Here is a 13,208-nt window from a genome sequence, read left to right as displayed (position 1 = left end):
TCAAGCTCCTTTTGGGACGGGCGGCGCGACATCCGTGGCCCGCGCCGTTAGCGTGATACCGATCGACAGCACGATCAAGACCAGAGCGACTATCTTTTGCCAACTCACAGGCTCGCTGAGTAATAAAATAGCCGACAATACGCCGACGGTCGGTGCCGTCAGGATCGAAATGGCCGCGACCGTCGCGGGCAGGCGCCGCAGCAATACGGCCCAGAGAAAATAGCAGGTCGCCATCGGGCCTGCGACGTGAAAGGCGAAGACCAGCCATGTCGCCCGCCCCGGCCACGCGGCTGTGCCATACGGCTCTAACCATAGCGCCAGAGGCCAAGCCATCACCATCGACACCACAAAAAACCAAAAGGTCAGCGCCAGCGGCGACAGCGACCATATCCGCCCCTGCACCAACACGTTACCGATCGACCACGACAATGCTGCCGCCAACATCAGCAGCGGCCCTGCAGGCGCGGCGATCAGTGCCGCAAAATCAGTCGATGCCAGTACCGCGAGGCCCATCATGCCTATTGCGACGGCCATAATGCGCCGCCAAGTCAGCCGCTCTTTCAAGAATATCGACGCCAAAACCGCCGTGATTGCAGGCATCGTATAGGCAATGATCGCCGCGCGGGACGCCTCGGTCAGCTGCTGGCCTAGCGCGGTCGCTATATTGAACCCAAATATCACAAATAGGCCCGCCGCTAAGATATGCATAGCTTCCCCCGGCGCAGGGCGCAGGCGATGACCCAGTCCCTTGACCAGAGACAGCAATACCAGCGCGCCACCGGTAAATCCCGCCGCGCGCAGGGTGAATGGCGGCACTTCGCGCAGCATGAACTTCACGGCGGGCCAGTTCAGCCCCCACAGCAAGCCGACCAGCGCGACCATCGCGAGGGTAAAGATGGTCAGGCGCTGTTCCAATCGTATCTCCGAGCTATGGTGGCGCCTTATAGGGGATAGGACGCAATCGGCGCGACCGTTCCATAATGCGCACCGGTTTTCCATCGCGAATCAGTCATGTACTGATCGATGCCACTACTTTCATCGCGGCGCAGCGTTGCCATTCTAGCTGCTTGGTAAACCTCGTATCGCAGCAACGCGATGCCGGCGCGCAGATGCTCTAGACCTTGTCGGCCAAGGCAACACTCCTTTATGTCTGTTCTGTGCAGAACCAGCGAGCTGCCAGCATATCCAAGGGCACCCATGAAAAGCGTTTTTCCTCTTACCCGCGACCTCGTGCTGATCGGCGGCGGCCACGCCCACGCGCTTGTACTGCGCAAATGGGGAATGAACCCTCTGCCCGGCGCGCGCCTGACTCTGATCGATCCAAATCCAAAGGCGCCCTATACTGGCATGCTGCCCGGTCATATCGCCGGGCACTATCCGCGCGCCGCGCTCGATATTGATCTGGTTCGGCTGGCCCATTTCGCCGGGGCGCGCCTGATCGTCGGCGCCGCCACGTCCATAGACCGCGCCTCGCGCCGCGTGTCAGTAGAGGGCAGGCCCGATATCGCTTATGACGTTCTTTCCATAGATGTTGGCATCACCTCCGCCCCGGCTGAAATCCAAGGATTTGACTCGCACGGCATCGCCGCTAAGCCGCTGGGGCCCTTTGCAGATCGCTGGCAGGCTTTCGTCGAGGAGGTGAGTGCGGGCACTGCTGCCCCCGATTGCACCATTCTCGGCGGCGGCGTCGCTGGTGTCGAGCTGGCGCTGGCGATGCGGCACCGCCTGTCGCACATATCTGCCACGCCGCGCATATGCGTCGTCGACACTGGGCGCGCGCTCAGCGGTGTCGCCACCGCAACCGCCCGTATCCTGCGCAGGCGAATGCAGAACGCGGGCATCGACGTCATCGAAGACGCAAAAATCATCCAAATTACCAGTAATAGTGTCGAATTGGCAGATGGCACCTCACTCAGTTCATCCCTGACCGTCGCGGCGGCAGGCGCGCGGCCGTGGCCGTGGCTAAAGGGCACCGGGCTGGACCTCACCGATGGATTTATCACCGTCGGCCCCGATTTGCGCAGCGTCACCGACCCGGCGATTTTTGCGGCCGGCGATTGCGCACATCTCAACTATGCCCCGCGCCCAAAGGCCGGCGTTTATGCAGTGCGCGCGGCGCCGATCCTGCATGATAACTTGCGCGCCGCACTTAGCGAACAGACCCAAATGCGCCAGTATCAGCCGCAAAAACGCTATCTCAAGCTGGTTTCACTAGGCGGCAAGGAGGCCGTTGCTGATCGTGGGGCGCTTGGCATCACCCTTCCTGGCCTTTGGTTTTGGAAGGATCGGATTGATCAGCGTTTCATGCAGAAATTCCGCGACCTGCCCGTGATGTCCGTCCCGCCACTGCCGCAAGAGTCGGCGTTGGGCATGACCGCGGAGCTTGTCGAACATCCCATGATATGCGGCGGCTGCGGCGCCAAGGTTGGGCCTGCCGCGTTGCAAACCGCTCTCAGCGGTGCGCGTACAAATCAGCGATCCGATGTGCTGATACGCCCCGGCGATGATGCCGGCGCGCTGCTCTTTGGGGACCGGATACAGGTCGTCAGCACCGACCACCTGCGCGCCTTCACCGCCGACCCGTTTCTGATGTCGCGCATCACGGCCCTGCACGCGCTGGGCGATGTCTGGGCGATGGGCGCCGCGCCGCAGGCGGCGCTGGTCAATCTCGTCCTGCCTAGGATGAGCGGTCCGCTTCAGGCGCGAACTCTGGCCGAGATTATGGCCGCCGCGCAGGAGGTGATGGAGGACGCCGGCGCCGAGATTATCGGCGGTCACACCACCCAAGGCGCCGAATTGACCATTGGTTACACCGTCACCGGTCTGATGCCCGAGGGCCGCACGCCCATCGGCCTAAATGGCGCGCGGCCTGGCGATCACCTGATCCTCACAGGCGCGCTGGGCACCGGCGTCATCCTCGCCGCTGATATGGCCGGGCAGGCGGATGGAGAGATCGTACGCAATGCACTGGATCAAATGGCCGCCAGCCCCCAAAGCGCCGCGCAGAGCCTAATAGCTGCCCACGCTATGACTGATGTTACAGGCTTCGGCCTCGCCGGTCACCTTCTGGGCATGTGCCGCGCCAGCGGTTTCGGCGCGGTGCTCGACATGGCAACGCTGCCGCTGCTGGCCGGTGCGCTTCCACTGCTCAACGAGGGTAGGCGATCCTCGCTTCATGGTGCGAATAAAGCCTATTCAGTGCCCGAATTGATCGGCTTCGACGATAGTCCGCGAAGTGAGATCCTTTTCGATCCTCAAACCGCAGGCGGCTTTCTCGCCGCTCTGGCGCCAGAAGACGCTAAATTGGCGCTGTCCCAGCTAGCGTCTGGCGGTATCCCCGCCGTCAGAATCGGCATGATCGAGGATACCCCACCGCAAATCACCCTGCATTAGGGTCTAGTAACGCGCTCAATGGCTTCCATCAGCGCAGGCAACGCCTTATCAAGAGCGGCATCATCCAGCGCAGGCAGATGGACTGTCTCGGCCGCGGCCCTATCGTGCCGTTCGCGGGCGCGCTCATAGCCGGGATCGTAGTGGTGTTGCATCAGGCTTGCCGCGAGTTCCGGAAATTCGCCAGCCTCTACCATCGCTTGCCAATGATCGACCGCCTCATGCCCCCGCAACGGCCGCAGTAAATCAAGGCTCTGTATCAACACATCGGGCTGATCTGTCATGTCGGCATATGCTTTGGCCAAATACTGCGCCCGCGCTGGCAGCGGGGCCGTCACACGGACCACAGGCGCGTCCTTCATCGCCATCCACAGGCTGGGCGGGACGATACGCGTACCTACCTTGTGCGATTCGGCCTCAATCACGACAGGTCGCAGCGGGTCAAGCGCGGCGATGCACTGTGCTAGCCGTCCCTCGAACAGTTTCTGGGGTGGCTGCCCCCCTTCCCGCGCGCCCAAGGCCGAGCCGCGATGGTTGGCCAGACCTTCAAGGTCAATCACCTGAGCGCCCGCACCCGCGAGCAACTCCAGCAGACGGGTCTTTGCGGTGCCGGTATTGCCATCCAGCAGCACAGGGCGCAGCGCCAAAGGCTGTTCGTACAGCATCGTCACGACCAGCCGCCGATAGGCGCGGTATCCGCCATCCAGCAGATGTGTTCGCCAACCAATCTGCTCTAGGATCGACGCGAACGCGCCCGATCGCTGGCCACCGCGCCAGCAATAGACTAGCGGCTGCCAGCTACCGTCATAATTTGCCAATGGCCCTTCCAGGTGCGCGGCCACATTGCGCGCGACCAGAGATGCCCCGATGCGCCGGGCCTTAAATCGGTCATCCTGCACGTAGATCGTGCCAACTTGCGCACGCTCATCGTCACTGAGGCTGGGCAGATTGATTGCTCCGGGCAGGTGATCCTCAGCGAACTCGGCTGGCGAGCGTGCGTCAATCACTGTATCTGCCGCCAAATGGGACAATTCTGAGATGTCGGTCAGGGTCAGCTTCATCACATTGACCTACTGCGTATCTCTGCTGCTGAAAACGGCTAAACGCGCGATGGCTTCTCTTCGGACGACCTCTTCGCCGGGTCCGTAGGCTCTGTTGGCAACTTACCGATTCAGCCCAGTGTGTGCCATCCAGCGTCAGGTGCAAAGCGTGGGCCATGCGCCGATTCAAGCTCTTTCAGGCGCAGGATGATCTCATCAACGCCGCGCGCACGGGCGTAGTGCATCGGCCCACCCCTAAATGGCGCCCAGCCAGTGGCAAATATCATCGCCGCGTCGATATCGTCCTCGGCCTTTGCCGCGCCTTGGCGCAGGACCTCGACGCAGGCATTCAGCATGGGCAGTATCAGCCTATCGGTCAGGTCGTCCGGCGCGTCCGCATCGTTATCGGGATGGGGTGCGCCCTCAGACCAGTCGTAGAATCCCGTACCTGATTTTTTGCCTATTTCGCCTGCCGCCACCTTGTCGCGCAAGGTCTGCGATATTGGGGCCATCGGCGTCTCGAGCTCTGCGGCGAGGCTCTCGGCGACATGTAGGCCGATATCCAAACCCACCTGATCCGCCAGCGTAACAGGCCCCATAGGCATGCCAAAGCGTAGTGCGGCGGTGTCGATCACCTCCTTTGGCACGCCCTCGTCCATCAGCGTCATTGCCTCCATCATGTAAGGCACCAGCGCGCGATTAACGAGAAATCCGGGAGCATCGCCCACATGTACGGGCAGTTTCTTGATCGCGCCGCAGAACGCCGCCAAGCGGTTGGTGGTGTCCTCGGACGTATCCGGTCCGGCTATTACCTCAACCAGATCAATCCGCGACACGGGGTTAAAGAAGTGCAGCCCAGCAAACCTTGCGGCATCCGGCGCGTGAGCAGCCAGATCACTGATCGACAGGCTTGAGGTATTGCTGGCAAGTATCGCGCCTTTTTTCATCTGGTCCGTCAAGCCGTCATATATACTTTGCTTGATCTCGGTCTTTTCCGGCCCGGCCTCAATAATCAGGTCCGCCGCGCCTATGCCGTAGCCCATCTGATCAGGCATCAACCGGTCCAGCGCATCACGCGTTTCGAGACTACTGAGGTGTTTAGAGGCGTATATTTCCCTCGCCAGCTTGACCGCATGGCCCAGCGCCTTGCCGGATGTGTCGCCCAGTGTCACGCGCTTGCCGCGGATCGCACTCATCGCCGCGATCTCGGCGCCCATTGCACCGGCGCCGATGACGTGGACGTGGCTGATGCCGTCCTCGCCCTTGGAATTAGCGCGCAGGCGCTGGCGCAGAAAAAACGCGCGTTGCAGGTTTTTGGACGTGTCCGTCTGCAATAGCCGCGCAAAAGACTCTATTTCGGCCTTTTGCATGGCTTCGGGATCGCCCCCGTGCTCTTCCCATAGGTCGATCAAGGCGTAGGGCGCTGGATAATGCGCCTTGGGCGCCTTTTTCTCGGCGCTACTGCGCATCTGCCGAGCGGCATAGCTGCGTGCGGTGCCCAGGCTGAGTGCGCGCGCCTTCAGTCCAGGCTCATGGCCCTCTAGCTTGCCGTTCGCCGCTGCTTCGACTGCGGCGGCGACGTGCCGCTCTTCTACGATCGCATCCAACAGCCCCAGCGCTTTGGCCTTCTTGGTGTGTGCGGTTTTGCCCGTCAGCATCAGCGTCATCGCCTCAACGGGATCGATCAACGCGATTGACCTGAAAGTGCCGCCAAGGCCGGGGTGTAGGCCCAACTGCACTTCGGGAAAGGCAAAGGATGCACCCCGGACACCAATACGCATGTCGCACGCCAGCGCCATCTCGAATCCGCCGCCCAGACACGCGCCATGCACGACGCAGATGGTTGGGCATTTCAATGCGGCGAGGCGGTCAAATACCGCGTGACCCTCTTTCAGTAGTTTATCAGGATCGGCAGTAACGTCCTTGAACTCCGCGATATCGGCCCCAGCGGCGAAACCCGCATCTTTGGCCGAGCGTATGACCAGCGCTTTGGGCAGGTCCGCTTCGGCAGCGGCCAGATGTGTGTTCAATTCCTCCAGCACCTTGCGGGAAATCACGTTGGTCCCGCCCGCCTCGCAATCCATGGCCAGCCACAGGATGTTGTCCGCGTCCCGCCCGCTGCGCCAGTTACCCTGACGCGCGTCCGCGCCGCCCATTTCGCGCAATTCTGCGCCCAGAAACTTCATTACGACCCCGGTCATTGCACAGCCTCCAACAGCATGGCACCGCCCAGCCCGCCACCGATACACTCGGTGGCGATGCCGCGCTTGAGCCCGCGCTTCTTCATCGCGTTCGCCAGATGCAGCACGATTCTGTTGCCACTGGTCCCTACCGGGTGCCCGAGTGAGATTGCACCGCCGTCGACATTCAGCCTATCTCGGTCGATTCGGCCAAATGCCGCATCATATCCCAGCACCTCTCGGCAGAACGCTTCATCCTCCCAAGCGGCAACGCAGGCCAAAACTTGAGCCGCGAAGGCCTCATTCAACTCCCAAAGGTCGATGTCGTCCAGGCTATAGCCGTGCCGCTGGGCGATGGGCGTCGACGCCAAAACGGGACCAAGGCCCATGACCGCGGGATCAAGCCCCGCCCATTCACTATCGGTGATCTCGGCAAGCGGCTCTAATCCATGCGCATCGACGGCTTTTTGCGACGCGACGATGACCCAGCTGGCACCATCGGTGATCTGGCTGGAATTGCCTGCCGTCACCTTGCCATATGGTTTCTCAAACACAGGTTTAGGCTTGGCCAACCCAGCCAGGTCGCTATCGGGACGCACGCCGTCGTCGTGGTCATATACCGTGCCATCCGGGCCGAAAGCGGGCATGACCTCATCCGCAAGCGTTCCGTCGGCCTGCGCGGCGGCGAGGCGGTGATGGCTTTGCATCGCATAGGTGTCTGCCGCCTCTCGATCCACACCAAAGCGATGCGCAAGGATCTCGGCGGTCTGGCCCATACTCAGATCTGTGATCGGGTCAGTCAGGCCCCGTTCCAGCCCGACGACGGGCTTGAAAAATTCGGGCCTAATCCCGCTCATCAGCTTTACTTTGTCTAGCGGGCTGCGCGCGCCTGCAAGGCGGCCCAGCCACTCTGCAGCCGACTGGCGCAGGATCAACGGCGTATGGCTGAGGGCTTCCGCCCCACCGGCTAGGATCATATTGTGACTGCCTGACCGGATATAGCGGTAAGCAGTGTCGATGCTCTGCATCCCAGAGCCGCAGTTTATCTGCATGTTAAAGGCGACCATCCGCTCGCCCAGTCCCAGCCGCAGGGCGGCGACGCGCGCAGGGTTCACTTCGTCGGCCATCACGTTGACGCAGCCAAGGATGACCAGATCAAAGGCTGTCCGGTCGAAAGGCTGGCGCGCCAGTAGAGGGCGCCCGCATTGAACCGCCAGATCCACGGGGGTGAATGGGCCGGGCGTTCCACGCGCCTTGAGGAACGGCGTGCGCGCGCCATCGACCAGAAATACGCGTTGCGGATGCGTCATTGCGCCGCCTCCTGATTAGGATTTTCCCGAACGGGATGCTTTTGCGCATAACGGTTCTGCGCGTTGGGTATGTAGCCGCCGAAATAGCGAGGCAGTTCCTCGGGCGTAAAATCATCGACGGCGATGACGCGCGCGACTAAATCGGACATCTCGGCAATCTTTTGCATTTCGTCGCTGTTAACGATGCCAGCCTCCAGCCCCTCGGCGGGCGTCTTGCGCGCATCGCGCAGCCGCTTCATCACCGGGGCCATGGCGTTCACGCGGGCATAACACTGGTTCAGCAGCGATATGCCAGGGTGATTACAGCCGGCCGCAATCTCGCCGGTGATCCGTTCGCGCGTGGGCGACGGGGCGTAGATCAGATCGCTGCACGCCTCAACCAACCTATCGCTTGGTCCCTTCTCGCGGCGGCCCGGCCATGTGATAGCCCGCAGCACCCACGCCGCCCAGCGCGCAGGCAGGTTGACGATCACATCGTCCAGCGCGATCTGGATACGTTGAAATCCAACCTCTGCGGCGTAATTCAGCACGGGCAGGTCCGTCTCTTGGCGGCCCTCATCGTCCCACCGCTTTAGCGCGGCCGAGAGGATGTACATCTCGGATAGGATGTCGCCCATACGGGTGGATATCATCTCCTTGCGCTTCAGCGCACCGCCTAGCGTGAGGAAACAGAAATCAGCCGTCAGGGCATAGGCCGCCGACCAGCGCGATAGGCGCCGGTAGATCTGCGTTGCCGCGCCCGCGTTCGGAGCAGGGGCAAAGCGGCCCCCAGTCAGCGCACGGCCCCAAGCGCGGAATAGCGTCCGTGCGGTGTGCCCAATGTGCGCCCAGACGGATTTATCAAACGCCTCCAGCGATTTCGCCTGATCCGGTTCCTGCAATGCCATCATGTTATCCAGCATGTGAGGATGCGCGCGGATCGACCCTTGGCCGAATATAATCAGACTGCGCGTGACAATATTCGCGCCCTCCACCGTGATGCCGATGGGCACCGCACGATAGAGCGGCAGCAGGTAGTTCGATGGCCCATCAATCACCGCCTTGCCAGAATGGACATCCATCGCGTCGTTCAGTGCTTCGCGCATACGGTTGGTGGCATGCGCCTTCATGATCGCAGATACGACCGATAGCGATACGCCCGCGTCCAGCCCGGCGCAGGTAAGGTGGCGCGCGGCATCCATCGAATAGGCGTCTGCGGCCAGCCGCCCCATGCGGATCTGCACGCCGCCAAATTTGCCTATAGGCAGGCGAAATTGCTCGCGAATACGCGCGTAGGCGCCTGTCGTGTGCGCGCTAAGCGCAATAGCGGCGCACCCCATTGATGGCAGCGAAATACCCCGCCCGGCGGCCAGCGCATTCATCAGCATCATCCAGCCGCGTCCGGCATAATCAGGACCGCCGATGATGTTCGCTAGCGGGATAAACACGTCCTTGCCGATGGTCGGCCCGTTCATGAACATGGTCGATGACGGGATGTGCCTGCGCCCTGTCTCGACCCCTTCTAGGTCTGTCGGCACTAGTGCGCAGGTAATTCCGATTTCCTTAACATCACCCATCAGGCTATCTGGATCGCGCAGCTTGAATGCCAGCCCCAGCACGGTGCAGACGGGCGACAAGGTGATATACCGCTTGGCCCAATTCAGGCGGATGCCCAGCACCTCTTTGCCGTCCCATTGGCCCTTGCAGATGACACCATCGTCGATCATCGCACTCGCATCTGATCCGGCCTCGGCGCTGGTTAGGCCAAAGGCGGGCAACTCGCGCCCATCGGCAAGGCGTGGCAGCCAATAGTCCTGCTGCTCCTTCGTGCCAAACTGGTGCAATAGTTCGCCCGGTCCCAGCGAATTGGGGACCATCACAGTGACCGCCGCAGCAACCGAGCGCGTAGAGATAAAGCGCACCACCTCACTGTGTGCAAAGGCCGAGAATTCCAGCCCGCCATACTTCTTCGGGATGATCATGCCGAAAAACCCGTGCTGGCGTAGGAATTGCCACACTTCGGGAGGCAGATCTGCGGCGTCCTGATTGATCGTCCAATCGTCCAGCATGTCGCACAACTCGCGGCACGGTCCGTCCAGAAACGCCTGCTCATCGTCCCTCAGGCGCGGCGCGGCGATGGCATGCAGCTTTGACCAGTCGGGATTGCCGGAAAACAACTCCGCCTCCCACCAGACGTCACCAGCGTTTAGCGCCTCGCGCTCTGTATCGGACAGGGCGGGCAGGGCGCGCTTGGCCCAGCGGTGAATGGGCCGGGTGAGGTATTTCGCACGAAAGGAGGTCATGGCAAGCTCCATCATATCAATTGGTACAACGCGCGGATGCATCACTGTGTTCCCGCTGGCCTCGCTGTGCAATGGCCGACGCACAGCATAGCTGGCGATTGCGCTCACACGAAATCACAAGGCGGGTGCCCCGTTGTGATAACAATGGCTTGGCCGGATGTCTAAGCCGCGATGATATCAGCGAAGCCGCTGGCTGTCACCTGATGCAGCTAAGTCAGCCACCATGCAGGTCAGAACTGCGCACCTCTCAGCGCGCCAAATCAATCTCCGGCTGCGATTTGGTCAGATCGTCCAAGCTCCGAAGCTGGCCGATCAGGGCTTGCATCCGGTCCACCGGGATCATGTTAGGCCCGTCACTGGGCGCGTTGTCAGGATCTTCGTGCGTCTCAATAAACAGCGCCGAAACACCCACCGCGACAGCGGCCCGCGCCAGAACCGGGGCGAATTCGCGCTGCCCGCCGCTGGTGGTGCCTTGGCCGCCCGGCTGCTGCACAGAATGGGTCGCGTCGAATACCACCGGATAGCCGGTGCGCGCCATGGTCGGCAGCCCGCGAAAGTCACTGACCAGCGTATTATAGCCAAACGACGTGCCGCGATCGCACAGCATGATCCGCTCGTTCCCGGTGCTGGCGATCTTGTCTGCGACGTTGCCCATATCCCAAGGGGCTAGAAACTGGCCCTTTTTGACGTTGATTGCGCAGCCCGTTTCGCCCGCGGCCAGTAGCAGATCGGTCTGGCGACATAGGAACGCAGGGATCTGGATCACATCTACGACCTCGCCCGCGGGTGCACATTGATCCGCAGCATGGACGTCCGTCAAGACGGGGCAGCCAAATTCATCGCGAATTTTCGACAGGATCGTCAGCCCCTCGTCCATCCCCAGCCCCCGCTGCGTCGCCAGCGACGATCGGTTGGCCTTGTCATAGCTGGCCTTAAAAATAAATCGCGTGCCCGTCGCCGCGCAAGCCTCGGCGATGCGTTCGGCCATCATGCGCGCGTGATCCAGGCTCTCCAGTTGGCAGGGACCGGTGATCAGGGCAAAGGGGTGCTTTGCGCCGATTGCGATATCGCCAACCGTTACAGTGCGTGTCTCTATCATTGCGCCTCCAATGCTGCCTCAATCCGGGCGACGTCGCCGGGATTGTTCAACTCCCAGAACACGCGCCCGCGCGCATCCACCTCCACGCAGCGCACCGAGATGCCTGCGGATAAAAAGCGTAGCTGCTCCAGTCCCTCCAACTCCTCCAGCGTGCTCGCGGGCGTCTCTACGTAGTGCATCAGCGCGTCCGGGCGGTAGGCATAGACGCCGACATGGTGAAACACCGGGATCGGCTGGGGCAGTTTGCCGGGGGCGATGTAGGGGATTACTTCCTTTGAGAAATAAAGCGCGTTCATGTGCTGGTCGAAAACGGCGGTCGTGCCGCCAACGCGGCCCTCTTTGCGGTCTTCGACGAAATTGTCATAGGTCTGGCGGTCGCAGCGCAATACGGGCGTTGCCATCTGGACTGTCTTGTCCACCGCCATCGCTGCCATCAATTTTTCCACGAACCACGGCGGCGTTAGCGGCGCGTCACCCTGAAAGTTGACGACCAGATCGGGCGTCTCCTCCAGTTGCGCCAGCGCATCAGCGCAGCGGGCGGTGCCATTCTCGCAAGCATCCGATGTCATCACCACGTCGGCGCCGAAGCTGCGAGAATGCTCCGCGATTCGCGTGTCGTCAGTGGCGACATAGACGGCATCAACCCCCTCAATGGCGCTGGCGGCCTCCCAGCTCATTTGGATCAGCGACTTGGCGGTGCCGTCCTTTTGGCGCAGCTCTACCAGCGGTTTGCCGGGATACCGCGTCGACGCGTACCGCGCGGGGATGAAAATGACCGTCTTCATATGATGTCTTCCCTTTGGCCTGAGCCGCTAGATACACCATATCGCCGCACGCAGGGCAATCGTCGCCATCATGGCATCTGCCCGCCCATTGTGCTAGCCAACCGCCCAGACCCTTGAGCCGAGAGATACCGATTATGACCCAGTCCCCGGCGCGCCCCGCAAGCACTGACGCCTCCGACATCCTGCGCAGCGCGACCCGCGTGTTGACGATCGAGGCCGAGGCGCTTGCGCATATGGCCGCGCACCTGCCTGCTGATTTTGCGCCCGCCGTAGAATGCTTGATGGGCTGCACGGGCCGGGTGATCGTCGCCGGCATCGGCAAGTCCGGCCATATCGGGCGCAAGATAGCGGCGACGCTGGCCTCCACCGGTACGCCGTCGCATTTCGTTCACGTCGCCGAGGCCAGCCATGGTGATCTGGGGATGCTCGGCGCGAATGATGTGTGCGTGCTGATCTCGAACTCGGGCGAGACCGCGGAAATGCATGACATGATCTATCACACGCAGCGGTTCTCAATCCCGCTGATCGGCATTTCATCGCATGAGGGCAGCACATTGATGCGCGCCGCCGATTACCGTTTGACCCTGCCGAACCGGCCCGAGGCGTGCCCGATAGGCTTGGCCCCGACCACCTCGACCACGCTGGCACTGGCGCTGGGTGATGCGCTTGCCGTCGCGTTGATGGAGCGGCGCGGCGTGTCCGCCGCCGATTTCGGTGTGTTTCATCCGGGTGGCAAACTGGGCGCGCAATTGCGCCGCGTCAGCGATCTGATGCATGGCGGCGGCGACATGCCCTGCGTCGATGCAAGCGCCCCGATGAGCGACGTCCTGCTGGAAATGACTTCGCATAATCTGGGCATGGCTGTTGTTATGTCAGACGGCCGCATTGCCGGTGTTATCACCGACGGTGACCTCCGCCGAAACATGGTGGGCCTGATGGACCGCCATGCAGCCGATGTCGCCAACCCTAATCCGCTGACCGTCGCGCCCGATTGCTTTGCCTCCGAGGCGCTGGCGATCTTGAATGCGCGCAAGGTCAACGTGCTGTTGGTCGCGGGCGCGGATGCGAGGCCGCTGGGCGTGCTCCACATCCACGACCTGTTGCGCGCCGGAGTGATGTAGG

General features: G+C 61.8%; 9 protein-coding genes. 2 read left to right on the top strand and 7 right to left on the bottom strand.

Going from position 1 to position 13,208, the window contains the following annotated elements; genetic code table 11:
* Complete coding sequence (locus MK6180000_RS16515; protein WP_171054672.1) at positions 1-915, bottom strand: DMT family transporter; 915 nt, start codon at positions 913-915, stop codon at positions 1-3.
* A 282-nt stretch (positions 916-1,197) separates the two neighbouring features.
* Here MK6180000_RS16515 and selD point away from each other — a divergent pair, with 282 nt between their 5' ends.
* Positions 1,198-3,393 carry a selenide, water dikinase SelD gene (gene selD, locus MK6180000_RS16510; protein WP_138935725.1) on the top strand — a complete coding sequence of 732 codons (2,196 nt, stop codon included), beginning with the start codon at positions 1,198-1,200 and terminating at the stop codon, positions 3,391-3,393.
* On the opposite strand, the gene mnmH is transcribed toward selD, so the two are convergent.
* The 6 genes from mnmH to MK6180000_RS16480 form a co-directional block, all read right to left on the bottom strand.
* The gene (gene mnmH, locus MK6180000_RS16505) at positions 3,390-4,451 is read right to left on the bottom strand and encodes a tRNA 2-selenouridine(34) synthase MnmH (protein ID WP_138935724.1); all 1,062 of its coding nucleotides are present in this window, start codon (positions 4,449-4,451) and stop codon (positions 3,390-3,392) included. The two genes, selD and mnmH, sit on opposite strands and share 4 nt — an antisense overlap.
* A gap of 110 nt (positions 4,452-4,561) precedes the next feature.
* Complete coding sequence (locus tag MK6180000_RS16500) at positions 4,562-6,631, bottom strand: 3-hydroxyacyl-CoA dehydrogenase NAD-binding domain-containing protein (protein ID WP_138935723.1); 2,070 nt, start codon at positions 6,629-6,631, stop codon at positions 4,562-4,564.
* Positions 6,628-7,920 (bottom strand): acetyl-CoA C-acetyltransferase, encoded by a 1,293-nt coding sequence (locus MK6180000_RS16495; protein ID WP_138935722.1) that lies wholly within the window; start codon positions 7,918-7,920, stop codon positions 6,628-6,630. Before MK6180000_RS16495 ends, MK6180000_RS16500 begins: the two co-directional genes overlap by 4 nt.
* A complete protein-coding gene (locus tag MK6180000_RS16490) occupies positions 7,917-10,202 on the bottom strand; it encodes an acyl-CoA dehydrogenase (protein WP_212751921.1) in 2,286 nt (761 codons plus the stop codon). The genes MK6180000_RS16495 and MK6180000_RS16490 overlap by 4 nt, the downstream gene beginning before the upstream one ends.
* A 247-nt stretch (positions 10,203-10,449) precedes the next feature.
* On the bottom strand, positions 10,450-11,301 hold the full coding sequence (gene kdsA, locus MK6180000_RS16485) for a 3-deoxy-8-phosphooctulonate synthase (RefSeq protein WP_138935721.1): 852 nt from the start codon (positions 11,299-11,301) through the stop codon (positions 10,450-10,452).
* A complete protein-coding gene (locus MK6180000_RS16480) occupies positions 11,298-12,086 on the bottom strand; it encodes a 3-deoxy-manno-octulosonate cytidylyltransferase (protein WP_138935720.1) in 789 nt (262 codons plus the stop codon). Before MK6180000_RS16480 ends, kdsA begins: the two co-directional genes overlap by 4 nt.
* A 134-nt stretch (positions 12,087-12,220) precedes the next feature.
* Between MK6180000_RS16480 and MK6180000_RS16475 the strand changes: the two genes are divergently transcribed.
* On the top strand, positions 12,221-13,207 hold the full coding sequence (locus tag MK6180000_RS16475) for a KpsF/GutQ family sugar-phosphate isomerase (RefSeq protein ID WP_138935719.1): 987 nt from the start codon (positions 12,221-12,223) through the stop codon (positions 13,205-13,207).
* Position 13,208 lies beyond the last annotated feature (1 nt).

Source organism: Roseovarius arcticus, assembly GCF_006125015.1.
Lineage (GTDB): Bacteria > Pseudomonadota > Alphaproteobacteria > Rhodobacterales > Rhodobacteraceae > Roseovarius > Roseovarius arcticus.
The sequence above is the reverse complement of the archived record's forward strand: the minus strand, read 5'-3'. Positions and strand labels throughout refer to the sequence as shown.

Coding starts and splice junctions, on each gene's coding strand:
- selD (WP_138935725.1), top strand. CDS start 1,198: ATGAAAAGCGTTTTTCCTCTTACCCGCGACCTCGTGCTGATCGGCGGC.
- mnmH (WP_138935724.1), bottom strand. CDS start 4,451: ATGAAGCTGACCCTGACCGACATCTCAGAATTGTCCCATTTGGCGGCA.
- MK6180000_RS16475 (WP_138935719.1), top strand. CDS start 12,221: ATGACCCAGTCCCCGGCGCGCCCCGCAAGCACTGACGCCTCCGACATC.
- MK6180000_RS16490 (WP_212751921.1), bottom strand. CDS start 10,202: ATGACCTCCTTTCGTGCGAAATACCTCACCCGGCCCATTCACCGCTGG.
- kdsA (WP_138935721.1), bottom strand. CDS start 11,301: ATGATAGAGACACGCACTGTAACGGTTGGCGATATCGCAATCGGCGCA.
- MK6180000_RS16480 (WP_138935720.1), bottom strand. CDS start 12,086: ATGAAGACGGTCATTTTCATCCCCGCGCGGTACGCGTCGACGCGGTAT.
- MK6180000_RS16495 (WP_138935722.1), bottom strand. CDS start 7,920: ATGACGCATCCGCAACGCGTATTTCTGGTCGATGGCGCGCGCACGCCG.
- MK6180000_RS16500 (WP_138935723.1), bottom strand. CDS start 6,631: ATGACCGGGGTCGTAATGAAGTTTCTGGGCGCAGAATTGCGCGAAATG.